General features: G+C 70.2%; 14 protein-coding genes. 10 read left to right on the forward strand and 4 right to left on the reverse strand.

What is annotated here, in order from left to right; translation table 11 throughout:
• The first annotated feature begins 374 nt into the window (after positions 1-374).
• From ACWDA7_RS15235 to ACWDA7_RS15250, 4 genes are all read left to right on the forward strand, one after another.
• Positions 375-641, forward strand: a complete 267-nt coding sequence (locus ACWDA7_RS15235) for a hypothetical protein (RefSeq protein WP_450604667.1) — start codon at positions 375-377, stop codon at positions 639-641.
• 210 nt (positions 642-851) lie between these two features.
• Complete coding sequence (locus tag ACWDA7_RS15240; RefSeq protein WP_450604669.1) at positions 852-1,739, forward strand: slipin family protein; 888 nt, start codon at positions 852-854, stop codon at positions 1,737-1,739.
• Positions 1,740-1,820: 81 nt separating this feature from the next.
• Entirely contained in the window at positions 1,821-2,330 is a 510-nt protein-coding gene (locus ACWDA7_RS15245; protein ID WP_450604670.1) for a glutathione peroxidase, read from the forward strand.
• Between the two features lie 77 nt (positions 2,331-2,407).
• Positions 2,408-3,283, forward strand: a complete 876-nt coding sequence (locus tag ACWDA7_RS15250) for a MerR family transcriptional regulator (RefSeq protein WP_450604672.1) — start codon at positions 2,408-2,410, stop codon at positions 3,281-3,283.
• Between the two features lie 26 nt (positions 3,284-3,309).
• Here the strand turns inward: ACWDA7_RS15250 and ACWDA7_RS15255 are convergent, their stop codons facing one another.
• Both ACWDA7_RS15255 and ACWDA7_RS15260 read right to left on the reverse strand, forming a co-directional pair.
• Positions 3,310-5,310 carry an MFS transporter gene (locus ACWDA7_RS15255; RefSeq protein ID WP_450604674.1) on the reverse strand — a complete coding sequence of 667 codons (2,001 nt, stop codon included), beginning with the start codon at positions 5,308-5,310 and terminating at the stop codon, positions 3,310-3,312.
• Between the two features lie 250 nt (positions 5,311-5,560).
• The gene (locus ACWDA7_RS15260) at positions 5,561-8,461 is read right to left on the reverse strand and encodes a D-alanyl-D-alanine carboxypeptidase (RefSeq protein ID WP_450604676.1); all 2,901 of its coding nucleotides are present in this window, start codon (positions 8,459-8,461) and stop codon (positions 5,561-5,563) included.
• Positions 8,462-8,689: 228 nt separating this feature from the next.
• Between ACWDA7_RS15260 and ACWDA7_RS15265 the strand changes: the two genes are divergently transcribed.
• From ACWDA7_RS15265 to ACWDA7_RS15275, 3 genes are all read left to right on the forward strand, one after another.
• A complete protein-coding gene (locus tag ACWDA7_RS15265; RefSeq protein WP_432929223.1) occupies positions 8,690-9,442 on the forward strand; it encodes a GPP34 family phosphoprotein in 753 nt (250 codons plus the stop codon).
• A 417-nt stretch (positions 9,443-9,859) separates the two neighbouring features.
• Positions 9,860-10,717: a helix-turn-helix domain-containing protein gene (locus ACWDA7_RS15270; protein WP_450604678.1), complete on the forward strand. Its 858-nt coding sequence runs from the start codon at positions 9,860-9,862 to the stop codon at positions 10,715-10,717.
• Positions 10,718-10,947: 230 nt separating this feature from the next.
• Positions 10,948-11,136 (forward strand): DUF397 domain-containing protein, encoded by a 189-nt coding sequence (locus tag ACWDA7_RS15275; RefSeq protein WP_450604680.1) that lies wholly within the window; start codon positions 10,948-10,950, stop codon positions 11,134-11,136.
• A 231-nt stretch (positions 11,137-11,367) separates the two neighbouring features.
• Here ACWDA7_RS15275 and ACWDA7_RS15280 read toward each other — a convergent pair whose 3' ends face one another.
• Entirely contained in the window at positions 11,368-12,207 is an 840-nt protein-coding gene (locus tag ACWDA7_RS15280; protein ID WP_450604682.1) for a hypothetical protein, read from the reverse strand.
• Positions 12,208-12,288: 81 nt separating this feature from the next.
• Here ACWDA7_RS15280 and ACWDA7_RS15285 point away from each other — a divergent pair, with 81 nt between their 5' ends.
• On the forward strand, positions 12,289-13,074 hold the full coding sequence (locus ACWDA7_RS15285; protein ID WP_450604684.1) for an SDR family oxidoreductase: 786 nt from the start codon (positions 12,289-12,291) through the stop codon (positions 13,072-13,074).
• A gap of 371 nt (positions 13,075-13,445) precedes the next feature.
• Entirely contained in the window at positions 13,446-14,999 is a 1,554-nt protein-coding gene (locus ACWDA7_RS15290) for a sodium:solute symporter family protein (protein WP_450604685.1), read from the forward strand.
• Positions 15,000-15,025: 26 nt separating this feature from the next.
• Here ACWDA7_RS15290 and ACWDA7_RS15295 read toward each other — a convergent pair whose 3' ends face one another.
• Complete coding sequence (locus ACWDA7_RS15295) at positions 15,026-16,141, reverse strand: ADP-ribosylglycohydrolase family protein (RefSeq protein WP_360993438.1); 1,116 nt, start codon at positions 16,139-16,141, stop codon at positions 15,026-15,028.
• A 167-nt stretch (positions 16,142-16,308) separates the two neighbouring features.
• Between ACWDA7_RS15295 and ACWDA7_RS15300 the strand changes: the two genes are divergently transcribed.
• Positions 16,309-16,818, forward strand: a complete 510-nt coding sequence (locus tag ACWDA7_RS15300; protein WP_450604687.1) for a DUF2165 domain-containing protein — start codon at positions 16,309-16,311, stop codon at positions 16,816-16,818.
• Positions 16,819-16,825 lie beyond the last annotated feature (7 nt).

Below are 16,825 nucleotides of genomic sequence, written 5' to 3' on the forward strand. Positions count from 1 at the left end.
TGTGCTCTCTTCTCATGCCCCACCCTCAGGAAATGTGGCTCCAGGCCACACGATGAACGCGGGGGGCCGCTGACGTGGCGCCCGTGGGCCACGCCGGATTCCCCCTCGTTCTGACGGCTGCTGCTCGGGGGCACACGGCTGTCACAGAAGGTGCCCCATACACCCTGCGCCGCGGAGTTCTCAAATGTCACTGCCGGATCCGGGGCCCGGCGGCGGGCATCGGGGGGCGGCTGAAGTCGGTCGCGTGGCCGCTTATCTGATAGTCCGTCCGGTGGCTTCGGTGGGCCCAGTCGGGAGTGTTGCCCGGGGGCGGACGCTTCGGCGCGTAACCGTTTGAGGACGAATCCTCCCGTACGCCTTGAAGGAGATCTCCAATGAAGCGCCTAACCACGGCTGTTGCCGCTGTCGGTGTGGCCGGAGTGCTGACGATCGCCCTCCCGTCGAGCGCCCGGGCCACCAGCGGCACATCCCCGCACGTCAACGCCCATACCGGGCAATCCCTCGGCCCGGCGAACGCGACCGGCGGCATGTGCGTCCAGTCGTCGCCCGGCCGGACGGCGAAAACCGTCCCGGTACCCGCCCTCCCGCCCGGCGCCCCGTGCCGCGTGCCGTCCCCGCGCACGCAACCCGGCCCCTCGTAGGAACACGGGGCTGGTGAGAGCGCCGAGGAAGACGAGGGCGGCCCTCACCGCGACCGCGACCTTCGGGCCGCCCGACGACGGCCATGGCGCCTGAGCCCGGCCGTCTGCTTTCTTGACCAATTCCTGACGCTGCTTCCGCATCCGAAGATCCGTGCGTGGATGTCCACTTGGGTGTCACTCTTCGGCACCCTGTGAGGGAAGTGAAGTGCCATGGAAGTCACCGTCGTCGCGGTCGTGGTGATCGCCGTCTTTGCGCTCGTCGTGCTGCGCAGCGGAATGCGGGTGGTCAACCAGGTCGAGCGCGGTGTCGTGTTCCGCTGGGGGAAGGCGCTGCCGCAGCACCGGCAGCCGGGTGTCACGTTCCTGATTCCGTTCGCCGACCGGATGCGGAAGGTCAACGTGCAGGTGGTGACCATGCCGGTGCCCACGCAGGAAGGCATCACCAAGGACAACGTCTCGGTGAAGGTCGACGCCGTCGTGTACTTCCGGGTGACCGACCCGGTGCGGGCCGCCATCGAGGTCCAGGACTACGTCTTCGCCGTCGGGCAGGTCGCCCAGTCGTCGCTCCGCTCCATCATCGGCAAGAGCGATCTCGACGATCTGCTCTCCGACCGTGAACGGCTGCACGAAGGGCTCGCTCTGATGATCGACAGCCCGGCCGCCGGGTGGGGCATCCACATCGACCGCGTCGAGATCAAGGACGTACAACTCCCCGAGTCCCTCAAGCGCTCCATGTCCCGGCAGGCCGAGGCCGAGCGCGAGCGGCGGGCCCGGGTCATCACCGCGGACGGCGAGTTCCAGGCGGCCCAGCAGCTGGCGAACGCGTCGCGCATCATGTCGGACACCCCGGAGGCCATGCAGCTCCGGCTCCTCCAGACGGTCGTGGAGGTCGCCGCGGAGAAGAACTCGACGCTCGTGATGCCGTTCCCCGTGGAACTGCTGCGGTACTTCGACCGGGCGGCCCGCAAGCTCGGGCACGAGGAGGAGCCACAGCACGGCAAGGACACGGCCGCCGCGGTCCAGCGGCCCGCGGATCCCCGTCTGTCGGCACCGGCGGTACCCGCGCCCGGGGACGAGCGCCGGAACACCGGAGCCTGATCCCGCTGCCCGGCGGTCCCGGATCCGCCGGGCCGGGTCCGTTGTCCTGGGTCGTCATGGAGCGGAGTTAGCATCCGCTCCATGACGACTACAGACAACACCGGCAGCCCCCTCTTCGACATCGAGATCGGCGCCCTGCAGGGCGGCTCCGCGAACCTGTCCCAGTACGCCGGCAAGGCCGTCCTCGTGGTGAACGTGGCCTCCAAGTGCGGGCTGACCCCGCAGTACGCGGGCCTGGAGCGCCTGCAGGAGCGGTACGCGCCGCTGGGCTTCACCGTGCTCGGGGTGCCCTGCAACCAGTTCCTCGGGCAGGAGCCGGGAAGCGCCGAGGAGATCGCGGAGTTCTGCTCGGCGACGTACGGCGTGACCTTCCCGATGACCGAGAAGATCGAGGTGAACGGGGAGGGGCGGCACGCCCTCTACGACGGGCTCGTGGGCTTCGCGGACACCGAGGGCCACACCGGGGACATCCGCTGGAACTTCGAGAAGTTCCTGATCGGCAAGGACGGCCGGATCGCCGCCCGCTTCTCGCCGCAGACGGAGCCGGAGTCGGCGGAGATCGTGGCCGCGGTGGAGAAGGCCATCGCCTGACGTCCCGGGTCTCGCCTCTCCTTGACCTTGCCCCTGGGGCAAGCGGGAGCGTCCTCGGCACCGGGCGGAGGCGCCCGGTGACGGAGGATGACAAGGTGAGGAACAATCTGCTGACCATCGGCGCCTTCGCTGCCCGTGCACGGCTGTCGGCGAAGGCGCTGCGGCTGTACGACCGGCTCTGCCTGCTGGCGCCCGCGTACGTCGACGAGGCCAGCGGCTACCGCTACTACCGGGCCGACCAGGTCGAGCGCGCTCGTCTGGTCGCCCTGCTGCGCCGGCTCGACATGCCGCTCGCACAGGTGGCCGAAGTACTCACGGCACGTGAGTCGGACGGTGCACGGGCCTCCGCCATGCTCGCCGGCTACTGGGCCGGCGTGGAGGTGCGGATCGCCGCACAGCGGACCCTTGCCGAGTACCTCCGTGGACGACTGTCGGGGAGGAGCTCCGAGATGTACGGGAAGTTCGAGATCGGGACGGTGGACGTGCCCGAGCAGGCGCTGATCACCGAGACGCGGCACACGCTGGTGGACGAGCTGCCGGCGTGGATCGGGGCGTCGCTGGGGCGGCTGGAGGAGGCGGCGCGGGGGTGCGGCGGGACGACCGGGGCACCGTTCGTCGTCTACCACGCGGAGGTTTCGCAGGAGAGCGACGGGCCCGCGGAGGCCTGCGTGCCGGTGGCGGACCCGGAGGCCGCGCGGGCCTGGACCGAGGCACAGGGCCGGACGTGGGAGACGAAGGTACGGATCGAGCCCGCACAGCGGCTCGCGTACACGCGCATCACCAAGGCACAGGTGGTGCATCCGCAGATCCTCGCGGCGTTCGAGGCCGTGGAGGCGTGGATCGCGGAGCAGGGACTGGAGTACGCGGGGCCCTGCCGGGAGGTGTACTTCGCGGACTGGGACGCGTCGGGGCCCGAGGACGCGGTGTGTGACGTGGCGTTCCCGGTGCGGTGAGCCGGGGCCGGAGGAGCTGCGCTCGCTCAGCGCAGCTCCTCCGGGCACGGTGTCCCCCGCGGCAGCTGGTACGGCGCCGCCAGGCGGTAGGTACCCGGGTGTGGGGCCACGAGCTCCGTCCACTTGTCCCCGGACGCGTCCGGTACGGTCTCCATCAGACAGCCGTTGACGTTGTCGTACGTCTTCGGCATGCCGTCCGCGCGGTGCTTGGACTCCTCCGTCTCCTGCGGCGGCTTGACGCTCTTGCCCTGCGCGTCGACGAGGCCGAGCCACGGCGAGTACGGGACCCGGATGAGCACCCGGGCCGCCTTCTTCACCTCGATGGTCAGCTCGCCCTGCTCCGCGCGGTCGACGAGGGCCGGCGGATCCGCCAGCGGCGTGGGGTCGGTCACCGCGAACAGCTGCCAATTCGCGTCGCCCCAGATCTGCTTCAGATACGGCATGCCTCGCTGGACGAGTTCCCGCTCGCGCTCGCCGCCGTCGCCGTCCGGCTCCCCCTTCGGCAGCACCACGTAGTGCACCGCCCAGCGCTGCAGCCACGCGTGGTAGTTCGCGGAGTTGAGCGTGTCGTCGTAGAAGAGCGGGTTGCGCTGCATGTCGGCCTGCCGGTTCCAGCCGCGCGCCAGGTTCACGTACGGGGCGAGCGCCGACGCCTCGCGGTGCGAGCGCGCCGGAACCACCTCCACCCGGCCTCTCTCCGCGCCCACCACCTGGAGCTGGTTCACCAGCGGCGCCAGCTCGCGCGCCCAGGACGCCGCAGGCGTCGTGTGCACGATGTCGTCGACCGTCTTGAATCCGATCCAGCCGGCGAAACCGACGAGTGCGAGGACGACGGCGTACCACTTCCGGCTGCGCGGCACGGCGAACGGCAGCGCCGCGACCAGCGCCACCCCCGCGAACAGCATCGCGAGCCGGGTGATGTTGGAGCCGATCTGCGAGCTGATCACCCAGACCAGCAGCACGGAGAGCCCGTACACCGCCGACGTGATCCGTAGCGTCTTCCACTCCTTCGGAACCAGGAGGGAGACCAGGACCGCATAGAGGAAGGGCGGGAGCGCGGACGCCCACGTCATGGGCTGGGTGCCGGAGAAGGGGAAGAGCCAGGCCGACACGGCGACCACGACGGTGGGCGCCAGACCCAGCGCCCACGCTCCCGGGCGCCGCCTCTCCAGGAACAGCGCCACCGCGACCAGTCCGAGGAAGAGGCCGGCCACCGGGGACGACATGGTGGCCAGGGCGGCCAGCGCCGCGGCGCACAGTGCCTTCGCCCAGCGTTTGTACCGCCACCGGTGAGGCCAGCAGAAGACGGCCGCTGTCGCGCCCAGCGCGAACATCGTGCCCAGCCCGAACGTCACGCGCCCCGAGATGGCGTTGCAGAGCAGCCCGAACACTCCGGCCAGGGCCGGCCACCACGGCTCGCGGACCGCACGGCTGCGGATGAGGATCAGCGTCAGCAGCCCGGCCGAGATCGTCCCGGCGACCATCATCGTCGTACGGACGCCGAGGACCGACATCAGATACGGCGACACCACGCTGTACGACACCGGGTGCATGCCGCCGTACCAGGCGAGGTTGTACGCCGAGTCCGGATGCCGGCCCACGAACTCCGCCCACGCGTCCTGCGCGGCGAGGTCGCCTCCGCTGTTCGCGAAGGTGAAGAACCAGACGAGGTGAAGCACTCCGGCGAGCACCGTGACCGTCAGGGCGGGGTGGCGGCGGGCCAGGTCCGCCGGCCCGGACGACCTCATACGGGCGAGCAGAGCGCACAGCCGCGAGGCCGGCGCCGTCCCGCCGGCAGGCGGTTCGGGGCCGTCTTCGGGTGCCGTGCCCGACGCGGGAGGGCGGGGGCCGTCGCCGGAGGCCGTGTCCGCGGAACGCGCCCTGGTGCCGTCAGCCGCGGCCGGGGCGGCGGACCGGCGCATCCCGTCGGCATCGGAGGCGCCCGGTGGTATTCGCGGGCCCGCCGACCCGCCCGGAGGACGGCCCGGATCGCCGTCGTCGGCGTGTGTCGGCTCCGCTGTGGCCACCTGAAGGCACTCCCCGTGTCCCGTCTTCTGTTCCCGCCCCGGGTCCGGTTCCGTACCTCCCCGTGTCCGGACCCGAAAGAGTTCCGACACCGTTCCATCAGGATTCCCGCGAGCGTCCGTCCCGGGCCAGGTGTGCGAGGTGCGACCTGCCCCGGTCTCGCGACGCTAGCACGCACCCCGCCGACGGGCTCCCGGGTGGGGGCTCCGTGGGCGGGGTGCGCCGCGTCGTACCGACGTCCGGCAGGGAGGATCAGCCCATCCGGGTGAACTTCGCGCCGTACCCCGGTTCGGTGAGGTCCTTCTGCACGGCGACCGGGATGGTCACCGCGTGGCTGGAACCGTCGCCGACCTTCAGCTCGCCGACGACCGTGCCCGCCTTCGCCTCGTGCGGGATCGCCTTGCCGCCGTCACTGATGGAGATGCCGGTCTTCAGGCCCGGCCAGCCGACGGCCGTCATGTTCTTCGTGGCGACCACCGGGGTCTTCCCGCCGAGCTGGTCGTCCACGTACCCGACGACCTGGCCCTTCTTCACGACCATCGCGGTCGTCAGGCTCTGCTGGACCTTGCCGATCAGCTTCTGGCTGTTGGTCAGCGCCAGCTGCAGGCTGTCCCAGACCCGGCCGGTGTGGGCGTCCTGGTTGAGGACCGCGCCGTAGACCGTCTGCGTCTTGCCGTCGACCACCTTGGTGGCCGCCCAGACGAGGTTGCCGCCGGCCGGGGTCGACGAACCGGTCTTCAGGCCGATCACTCCCACCTGCTTCACCAGCAGGTCGTTGTTGTTGTAGATCGGCTGGTCCAGGCCCGGGATCTCCGCCTTGGCCATCCCGACGACGCTGCGGAACACCTCGTTCTGCATAACCGCCTTGGCCAGCTTGATCTGGTCGACGGCGGTACTCACGGTCGTCTTGTCCAGACCGCTCGGGTCCGTGTACGTGCTCTTCGGCATGCCGAGCTTCTTGGCGGCGGCGTTCATCTTGCCGACGAAGGTCTTGTTGTCGGAGTCCCAGCGGGCCAGCAGACGCGCGGCGTTGTTCCCGGACGGGATCATCAGCATCTGAAGCATCTGCCGCTCGCTGAACTTCTGGCCCTTCTTCATGGCCGCCGTCGACTCGTCCTCGTTCTTGGACTCGTCCTCGGCCTGCTGGTCCGCGGTGATCGTCGGGCCGGCCTCGTTCCCCTTGAGCGGGTGCTCCTGAAGCGTCACATAGGCCGTCATGATCTTGGCGACGCTCGCGATGGGCTTCGGGCTCTGGCTGCCCTCGGTGCCGATCACGCCGACACCCTGGACCTCGATCGCCGACTGGCCCTGCCCCGGCCAGGGCAGGTCGAGCTTGCCGCCGCCGAAGGTGTACGTCTCGTCGGCGGTCAGCGCGAGGGAGCCCGCGGGCAGCGGGCGTACCGCCTGCACGATCGCAAAGATGATCAGCAGCAGGACGACGAGCGGCGTCCAGATCTTGATCCGCCGCAGGACGGTGCGCACCGGGGTCTCCGGCGGCGGCGGGGTGTTGGTCAGCTCGGCGAGCAGGTCCAGCGGCGGCTTGGGCGGCAGCGGCTGCTGGGCGGTGCGCTCGGGGCCGACCCGGGGCAGCGCGGTGGTCGCCTCGGCGGGGCTGAGGGCGGGCTTCGGCTTCGCCGGCGCCGGCTCGTCCAGCGGCTTCAGCGCGACGAACTTGCTGGTGCGCTCGGAGTCGGCGGGCTCGGCCTGATCCTCAGCGGGGGCGGGCTTGTCGGTCTTGCCCGCGTCCTTGTCGGCCCGCTTGGCGCCACCCAGCTTCAGCATGGTCGTGGGCTGATCCACGGCAGGCTTCCCGGCGGCCGCCTCGTCCTCCGCCTCGCCTGCGGGCTTGTCCGAGGGCTTGTCGGCCGACTTGGCACCACCCAACTTGAGCATGGTCGTCGGCTGATCCACCGCCGGCTTCGCGGCAGCCGCCTCGCCCTTGCCCGAAGACTCGCCCTCAGCCTCACCCGCGTCCTTGTCGGCCCGCTTGGCGCCACCCAGCTTCAGCATGGTCGTCGGCTGGTCCACGGCGGGCCGCTGCATCTTGAAGATCGCGGTGGGCTGGTCCACGAAGGGAGCGTCGGCGGTGGAACCCTCCCCGGCCCCGGACTTGGAGCCGGTCTCAGCCGCGGAGCCGCCATCGCCCTCGGTCCCGGCAGCGTCCGGGTCCGCGTCCACGGACTCCACCTCGGGGACTTCCTCGTCCTCGGTCTCGGTCGCGGCAGGCCCGGGGTCGGCCGCGGCGGAACCACCGGAGGCGGTACCGGCGTCACGGGTCGCGTCCTCGGCCTCGTCCTCGGCGTCCTCGGCGTCCTCAGCCCCGGCCGCGTCCTCAGCCCCCGCCGCGTCCTCGGCGTCCTCGTCGCCCGGCTCGGCACTCTCCTCGGCACGGGAGGCGTCGCCGGACTTCGTCTCGGGCTCGTCCCCGGAGTCCTCGTCCCCGGCCGCGTCCTCGGCGTCCTCGGCGTCCTCGTCTCGCGGCTCGGCACTCTCCTCGGTGCCGGAGGCGTCGCCGGACTTCGTCCTGGCCTCGCCCTCGGCGTCCTCGCCCCCGGACCGGGACCCGGCAGTGTCCCGGTCCTCGGCGTCCGCGCCCTCGGCGGCCTCCTCGGGCTTGCGCGCGGCCTTCGGGGACGACGCGTTCCCGGTCTCCTCGGCCGGCTCAGGCCCTGCCTTCGCGGTGGAGGTCTCCCCTGCGCCGCCGGAACCGCCCTCGGCAGCCTCCGACTTGGCGCCGGGGTCCGAAGAGCCCTCGGAGGCATCGTCGGCCGTGTTCTCCGACCCGGCCTCGTCCTCGTCCTCCGTCTTGCCCTCGTCCGCGGTCCGCACCCAGGAGGCCAGCGAGGCTCGCTCACGGCCCTCGTCGGCCGAGCCCTTCGCAGAGCCCGCGTCCTTCGCGCCCGGCCCGGCGGAACCCTCGTCGGCCCCGTCGCCCTCGGGCGCCGGGTCGGCCTCGTCCACGGCCGTCCGGGCGGAGCCCCGCGGCAAGGAGAACACCGCTGTCGCCTGGTCGACCCGCACCGCCTCGCCGGCGAGCGCCAGCCGGGGGTCTCCCCCGGCTTTGGCGGACGCCGGAACCGCGGTCCCGCTCCCCGACGTCGGTTCTGCCGACGACTCGTGCTGCTTCGACCTGTCGGGGGACTCGCCCGCCACCGATGCCTCCTCCTTGTGCCACGCACGCACCCGCGCGTCTCGCCGAACCGTGAATCGCCGCCCGAACACAGCTGTCCGAACCATGTACCAGTGTCCTGTGTGAGGGGTTGACCCCTGCGGTAGACGAGAACGACATACCTACCGGTTCCACTACATTCCGGTCACGCACCCTCGACAGACCAATGTGAGAGGGGTCACCCTGTCATTCATCCACGCGGGGAGGCATGGATGGGCAGGAGCCGCAGAACAATTCCGGAGGAGCTTCTGCTGCTGGCACTGGACCCGACGACGGGTACCACTGCACAGCCGCAGTCGCTCGACCTCGGTCTGGCCGGAGCACAGCTAGTGGAGCTGGCGCTGGCCGGACGGATAGCCCCAGACGGGGATCGTATCGCCGTGGTGGTGCCACGGCCGACTGGAGATCCAACTTTGGACTGCGCATTGGAGTTGCTGCGAAGGCGCGGCGCTCCGGTGCGGGCCGTCCATTGGATCGGCGGGCCACGTCTAGGGCTGCGCCAGATCTATCTCTCGCATCTGGAGCGGTGCGGCATGGTCCAGGCCGTGCCAGGCCAGATGTGCGGGGTGCTGCCGACGACCCGGTACCAGGCGACGGACACCGCCATCAGCCGGGAGATCAGGGCCCGGCTGGATTCCGCGATCCGCACCGGCGTACCGCCGGACCCGCGGACCGCGGCGCTCGCCGCACTGGCCCATGCGGTCGGTCTCGGCAAGCACCTGTATCCGGGCAACGAGGGACGCTCGTCCCGTTCCCGGCTGCGGGACCTGATCCGGCACGACCCCATGGGCGGCCTCGTGGCGCACGCCGTGATGGACGTCCAGAACGGAGCGGTCGCGCAGCCGCGCCGAGGGCCGGCCACGGCCGCCCGCCCGGCCACCGCCGCAAGGCCCGCACCGGAACCCGCTCGTGGTGTTCCGATGCAGCCGAGCCACGGATCCATGGCGCGCGTCGTGGCCCACTGAGCCGCGGTCCCACGACCCGGCAGGATCACGGCGCAACCACCACCGGCTGAACCAGCAGGATCGGTACAGCAGGTACCGCACCACCCGGCACACGACCAGGACGAGCCGACCAGCACGTCCGGGAGCCGCCGGCCCGCGCGGGGTGATGAGACCGTACGTCCGGACGACGACACGGTCCCGCCGCCCCGCGCGGCCGCATGCGAAGGCAGTACGAGAACGGCCGGCACGGCGCTCCGTACGCCGGCGCGTGGTCGTGGCCCATCCGTGGTGCCCAGGTCCGGTCGTCGGCCAAGGACCTGCCAAGTTGTGCACGGACGCCGCATATCCAGGGTTTCCCAGCGGTAGAAAGCACCTTGGTGGCAATCTGCTCAGCAGCAGATACGCAAAGTAGAGGCATGCAGCCGGAGGTGCGCGTCAGTGGCGTCGAATGTCAATCCCACCGTCCGGCGGCGCCGGCTGGGCCAGGAGCTGCGCCGGCTCCGTGAAGTCAAGGGCATGACGGCCGAAGAGGTGGCGGAACGACTGCTCGTCTCGCAGTCGAAGATCAGCCGCCTGGAGAACGGCCGCCGCAGCATCAGCCAGCGCGACGTCCGCGACCTGTGCGGGGTCTACGAGGTCGAGGACCAGCGTGTCGTCGAGTCGCTGATGGAGATGGCGCGGGACTCCCGCCAGCAGGGCTGGTGGCACGCGTTCGGTGACATCCCGTACAGCGTCTACATCGGCCTGGAGACCGACGCGGAGTCGCTGCGGGTCTACGAACCCCAGATCATCACCGGCCTGTTGCAGACCCGCTCCTACGCGGAGGCGCTCATCCAGGGGGCGTTGCCGGAGACGTCGGCGGCCGACATCGACAAGCGCGTCCAGGTGCGGATGCGCCGACAGGAACGTATCGCCGCCGAGAACGCGCCGCTCCGCCTGTGGGTGGTTCTGGACGAGGCCGCGCTGCGCCGTGTCGTGGGCAGCAACAACGTGATGCGCGAGCAGTTGGAGCATCTCGCGGAGATGTCCCAGCTCCCGCACGTCACTGTGCAGGTGCTGCCGTTCGGGGTGGGGGCCCACCCCGGGCTCAACGGCCAGTACGCGATCCTCGAGTTCGCCGACGCGGCCGACTCGAGCGTGGTGTACCTCGAGGGCGTCACCAGCGACCTGTACCTGGAGAAGGCCCACGACGTGCAGAAGTACGCCGTCATGTACGAGCACCTGAGGGCGCAGGCCCTCAACGTGGAACAGTCCCGGCAGTTCATCGCGGACAGGGCCAAGGAGTACGCTCACTGAGCGCCTCTCGGACCAGGGCGGCGGATCTTACACCAGTGCAACCTTCAGGCGGAAGACACGCTTGGAATATGCCATCCGGTCGAGTGAACGACTGCTCCGGACAGGGATGTTGACGAGTAGCTTCGATCACGCCACCAGTCAAACAAGTTGGCGTGAATCGCATCACGGCCACCGATTGGGAACCCGTGACGCGACGAACAGCAACTCAGCAACTCGCTACCGGAGTGAACATGGCAGTACTTCAGGGGGCCACGGAATCGTGGACCAAGTCGTCGTACTCGGCGGGTAACGGCGCGTGCGTGGAGGTCAAATCGCCCACCGTGGCGGCCCTCTCCGTACGCGACTCCAAGACTCCCGACGGACCCGTCCTGGCATTCCCCGCCGACGCCTGGAACACCTTCGTGGCGTCGATCAAGTAGCACCGCCCGAAACAACAACCCCTCGAAATCACCGACAGCCCTCTCGACTGGCCCGCCGTCCCGGCCGAGGGGGCTCGCTCTTGCTCCGCAAGGGCTCGGCTCACCCCCGGGACGTGTGAGTCGGTTTCGAGAGGCGGACCGTGCCCAGCCCTTTTCGTCAGGGCCGGGGCGCGCTCGTCCTCTCGGAACCGGCGCGCCCTTCCGCCCACTCGCCGCAGGCGCGCGAGCGGTTCAGCGGAGTTCGTCCACGTACCGGTCCGTTCCCGGCACCGTAGGAACGAACGGCGCCACCAACTCGACCCTGCCCAGACCGCCTTCCGCCACCGCCGCGTCCAGACCGGTGAAGTGGCTCTCCCAGCACTCCCTCGGGTCCGCCTCCAGGAACCACAGCAGGGTCAGGCGCGTGTCCACCCCCTCCACCTGCCTCACATACGTCATGCGGTCGCCCGGCAACGGGGTCGGGCGGAAGAGCGTGACCATGGCGGCGGGGGATCCCACGAGACGGCGCGGGAGGTGGCGGGTGCGCAGCCACTCCAGCAGCGCGGCACGCTCCCCGGGCCCGTCCGCGTCGACGACCTCCAGGACCAGGCCCGCATAGGGGTGGTCCAGCGCGTGAACGTCACGCGGGCCCGCCGCGCCGTCCCGGTACACGGTGGTCTCGTGGTCCTGGAACGCCGTGAGGACATGGGTGCGGTCCCGGTAGACGCGCGCGTCGCGGTTCAGGCGCTTGTTGATGGCCACCGTCCAGCGCATGTGGTCGTCGTAGCGGCCGTCCGTGACCCAGTACGTCGAGAGGTAGCAGCCCGCCGTCACCGGCTGCGCCACCGCCGACTTCTCCGGATAGCGCAGGAGTTGCAGCTCCCGGTTGGCGACCCAGCGGCGGCCCGCGAACAGCCACGGCATGGCCATCGCGCCGGCGTAGTAGTGGTCGTCCTCGTACCAGCGGTTGTACGCGTACTCGTGCCCCGGGTGCGGTTCCACCATCGTGATCAGGGCATGGCCCACGCGGGCGCCATAGGGCCCCAGGGCCGCCAGTTCGGCGTAGATCTCGCTGCGCGTCTCCTCACTCATGCCGCTCCCCTTCCTTCCTCCACCGTCCGCCCATACTCTGACGTTCCGTCAGAAAATTCGCCAGAGTCCGGGAGGCCTGCGATGCCACTGCTTCAGGGCAGGACCGTCGTCGTGTCGGGGGTCGGTGCCGGACTCGGCCACCAGGTCGCGGCGGCCGTGGTGCGGGACGGCGGCAACGCGGTGCTCGGGGCGCGCACGGAGGAGCATCTCGCCAAGACAGCGGCCGGACTCGACCCGGACGGCGTGAACACCGCGTACCGGACGACGGACATCACCGACGAGGCGCAGTGCGAGGCGCTCGCCGCACTGACGCTGGAGCGGTTCGGGCGGATCGACGCGGTCGTCCACGTCGCCGCCTGGGACAGCTACTTCGGCGGCCTTCAGGACGCCGACTTCGCCACCTGGCACGCGGTCATCGACGTGAATCTGCTCGGCACCCTGCGCATGACACGGGCGTGCCTGCCGGGCCTCAAGAGGTGCGGCGGCTCGGTGGTCCTCATCGGCACCCAGTCGTCCGTCGCGGCGCCCTCCCAGGTGCAGCAGGCGGCCTACGCGGCTTCGAAGGGCGCACTGACCAGCGCGATGTACTCGCTGGCCCGGGAGCTCGGCCCGCACCGGATCCGGGTCAACACGGTCCTGCCCGGCTGGATGTGGGGCCCGCCCGTCGAGGCGTACGTGCGGTTCACCGCCCATACCGAGGGCGTTCCGGAGGCGGAGGTGAAAGGGCGCCTGACGGAGCGGATGGCGTTGCCCGAGCTGGCCACGGACGGAGACGTGGCGAACGCCGCCGTCTTCCTGGCCTCGGACCGAGCGCGGGCGATCACGGGCCAGTCCCTGCTCGTGAACGCTGGCGAACTCATGCGGTAGTCCGGCCGACTCCTCGGACGACCGGACGGAACGGGTCTCCTGCTCGTGCCGCGGCTCCCCTCCGGACCACCCGGGACCCGCATCCCGGAGCCCGATTCATCGGATGTCTCCCACTGGCGAAGTGCCCGCTCATGGTGTGTTCCTCGTCACGTGCACGACAACCGTCTCACAGGTCAAGAGAAGGTAAAATCGTTCTGCTTTCTGATCCGCGTTCATATCCATGACCAGCAAGGGTCTTGACCGCCTGCCTGACCGGCGGTTCAATCCCCGAAGTCCCCCGCTCCCGCACGGGGGCGCCGCCCGAATGCGCGTACTGGCGAAGTGCCGTCCGGTACCTGCAAGTTCACAAGGCGGACCCCTGGAGGGGGCACATGAACGGTCTCGACTGGGCCGTCCTGATCGCGTACTTCGGTGTGATGACCGCGATCGGTGTCTGGTCCCACAAGCGCGTCGACGACGTCAGCGACTTCTTCACCGCCGGCGGCAAGATGCCGTGGTGGCTGTCCGGCATCTCGCACCACATGTCGGGCTACAGCGCGGTGATGTTCACCGGTTACGCCGGTATCGCCTACACCTACGGCATCACGTCCTACGTCACCTGGGCGCTGCCCATCGCCATCGGCGTCCTGATCGGCGCCAAGCTGTTCGCGCCGCGCCTGAACCGGCTGCGCTCACGGCTGCACATGACCTCGCCGCTGGAGTATCTGAAGGACCGCTACAACGTGCCCACCCAGCAGGCTCTGGCCTGGTCCGGCATCCTGCTGAAGATCGTGGACGTGGGCGCCAAGTGGGCGGCGATCGCGACCCTGCTCAGTGTCTTCACCGGGGTCTCGCTCACCCAGGGCATCATCATCACCGGCGGCATCACCGCGGTGTACTGCACGATCGGCGGCTTGTGGGCGGACGCACTGACCGAACTGGGCCAGTTCGTCATCCAGTTGCTGGCCGGTCTCACCATGCTGATCATCGCGCTGAACAAGATCTCCGACCAGGGTGGCCTGTCGAAGGCGCTGGACTCGCCGAAGCTCGCCGGCCACGGCCACGGTTTCGCGGGCCCCTACCTGACCGTCTTCTTCATCTCCTATCTCTTCATCAAGCTGTTCGAGTACAACGGCGGCATGTGGAACCAGGCCCAGCGCTACATGGCGACGGGCAGCGCGAAGCAGGCGACGCGCTCGGCTCTGCTGTCGGCGGGCCTGTGGTTCGTCTGGCCGGTCATCCTCTTCATCCCGATGTGGCTCGCGCCGCTGCTGGTCACGGCCGAGAAGCCGGACGGCTCGGACGCCTACGGCCTGATGAGCGAGCAGTTGCTGCCGCACGGCCTGCTGGGTCTGGTGGTCGTGGGCTTCTTCTCCCACACCATGGCCATGTGCTCCTCGGACGCCAACGCGATCGCGGCGGTGTTCACCCGGGACGTGGTGCCGGTGATCTCGAAGGCGGCGCGAGCGTGGAACACCCGGACGGGCCTGATCGCGGGCCGGATCACCACGGTGGCCTTCCTCGGTCTGTCCATGGCGGTGGCGACGCAGGTCAACTCGCCCACGTTCAAGGACATCATCACGGTGGTCATCAAGTGGGTGGCCGGCCTGATGGGCCCGATCGCGATCCCGTTCATCCTGGGCCTGCTGCGGCCGTTCCGTAAATCCGGCCCCTCGGCCGCGCTCATCAGCTGGGCGGCCGGTCTGCTGGCGTTCTTCTTCGTCAACTACCACCTGGACTTCTCCCAGCGCACGGACGTGAAGCTGGAGTACCAGGTGGCGCTGCCGATGGTGATCTCGCTGGTCCTGTACATCGTGATCGGCCTGGTACGGCCGGAGGACACCCCGGAACGGGACGCGGTCATCGACCAGCTGAACACCGACGACGACGGCGCGACGGCGGCGGTGCCGGCCCAGGGCACGACGACGACCCCCTCGGGCGTCTAGGACGGGGGCGCGGCCCCGGGCGGTGCCTACGCCCGGGGATACCGCGCGAGCCACCCCGGCGAGGACCCCGTAGGGCCGTGGAGCGCGGCGCCCTGCGTCATCTCCATGGCGAAGTCGTCCGCCAGCACGAGCATCGTGGGACGGCCCTCCAGCTCGGCCAGCCAGGCCGGCGGCAGGGCCGTCTCGCCGTACAGGGCACCGAGCAGTCCGCCCGTCAGCGCCCCTGTCGCCGCCGACGGCCCGCCGTGGTTCACCGCGAGGCGCAGTGCGTGCCGGACGTCCTCCCCCACCAGCGCGCAGTACACGGCGACGGCCAGTGCCCCCTCGGCCGTACCACTCCCGGCGAGCTCCTCGATCCGCGCGGGGGTGGGCATACCCTGCCGCACCGCCCCCAGCGCGTGCTGCAACGCGTCGGCGACCGGCTGCTGCCCGGGCCGTGGGGCGAGCAGTCCGAGGGTTCGCTGCACGGCCGCGTCCAGGGTCTCGCCGCGGGCCAGGGCATGCACGATCACGGCGTACGCGCCCGCTGCGAGGTAGGCCGTGGGGTGGCCGTGCGTCTGTGTGGCGCACTCGGCCGCGAGTTGCATCACCAGCTGCGGTTCCCAGCCGACGAGCAGTCCGAACGGCGCCGAACGTGCGGCCGCCTCCGGCCCCGGCTCGCCGGGGTTCTTCGGAGCTTCCAGGGTTCCCATGGACTCGTCGCCGAAGCCGAGCAGACAGGCCCGGTCCGGGGAGCGGCGTGCGTACAGCCACTCCTCGCGGGCCAGCCAGCCGTCGTCCTTGCGACGCTCGTCGGGTCCCCAGTCGCGCTGGGTCGCCGCCCAGCGCAGATACGCGCGGTGCAGATCCGTCGGCGGATGCCAGGCGCCGGTGTCGCGGCGGACCTGGGCGCGGATGAGTCCGTCCACCGAGAACAGGGTGAGCTGGGTGAGATGCGTGATCGCGCCGGGCCGGCCGTACCCGGACTCGAGGTCGACCAGTCCCTCGTGGCCGTGCGCCTCACGGATCTGCTCCAGGGAGAGCCCTTCGAGCAGGGCTCCGAGGGCGTCGCCGACGGCCACGCCGAGGACCGTCCCGCGTACGCGGCTGCGAAAGTCCTGCTGCTCGGTGCGGCCCCAGACGGCACCGGCTGTCGCACCCACCCAGGCCTCCTCTCGGCACCGTCCGCACGTCCGACAGTCCAGCACTGTAATCGAACGGGAACGGTCGATTCAGGACACCGAAGAGTCAGGCGCGCCATATTCCCGGGCCTGATCGACCAGCCGAAAATCATCTGTAAGCGACCGCACGCCCTCTCCATAGTGGGATCATGGCCACCACGCGATCCCAGATCCCCTCCGCGCTCCCTCTGGCTGCCACCCTCCTCACCGCCACCGTCGCCCTCTACACGGCGCTCGTCGCATTCGGGAACATCACCGACTTCGGCACCAACCAGCAGTTCGTCCGCCATGTCCTCGCGATGGATACGACCTTCAAGGACGACGACCTGATGTGGCGGGCCGTCACCTCGCACGCATGGGAGGACGCCGCGTACGTCGCGATCATCGTCTGGGAGTCGCTCGCGGCCCTGCTCCTGATCGCCGCGACCTTTCTCTGGGCCCGCCGCCACCCCCGCGCCCGGCAGCTGTCCACCGTCGGCCTGCTGATGCTCCTGCTGCTGTTCGGCGCCGGATTCATCGCGATAGGCGGCGAATGGTTCGCGATGTGGCAGTCCAAGACGTGGAACGGACTGGACGCGGCCACCCGCGTGGTCGTCCTCTCCGGGGTGGTCCTCCTGGTGACACATCTGCGGGGGACGGCCCCGGCGGATGCCGCATAGCGCCGCT

This window comes from Streptomyces sp. NPDC001156 (genome assembly GCF_053598275.1).

Coding starts and splice junctions, on each gene's coding strand:
- ACWDA7_RS15275 (WP_450604680.1), top strand. CDS start 10,948: ATGGCAGTACTTCAGGGGGCCACGGAATCGTGGACCAAGTCGTCGTAC.
- ACWDA7_RS15290 (WP_450604685.1), top strand. CDS start 13,446: ATGAACGGTCTCGACTGGGCCGTCCTGATCGCGTACTTCGGTGTGATG.
- ACWDA7_RS15280 (WP_450604682.1), bottom strand. CDS start 12,207: ATGAGTGAGGAGACGCGCAGCGAGATCTACGCCGAACTGGCGGCCCTG.
- ACWDA7_RS15300 (WP_450604687.1), top strand. CDS start 16,309: ATGGCCACCACGCGATCCCAGATCCCCTCCGCGCTCCCTCTGGCTGCC.
- ACWDA7_RS15235 (WP_450604667.1), top strand. CDS start 375: ATGAAGCGCCTAACCACGGCTGTTGCCGCTGTCGGTGTGGCCGGAGTG.
- ACWDA7_RS15265 (WP_432929223.1), top strand. CDS start 8,690: ATGGGCAGGAGCCGCAGAACAATTCCGGAGGAGCTTCTGCTGCTGGCA.
- ACWDA7_RS15285 (WP_450604684.1), top strand. CDS start 12,289: ATGCCACTGCTTCAGGGCAGGACCGTCGTCGTGTCGGGGGTCGGTGCC.
- ACWDA7_RS15245 (WP_450604670.1), top strand. CDS start 1,821: ATGACGACTACAGACAACACCGGCAGCCCCCTCTTCGACATCGAGATC.
- ACWDA7_RS15240 (WP_450604669.1), top strand. CDS start 852: ATGGAAGTCACCGTCGTCGCGGTCGTGGTGATCGCCGTCTTTGCGCTC.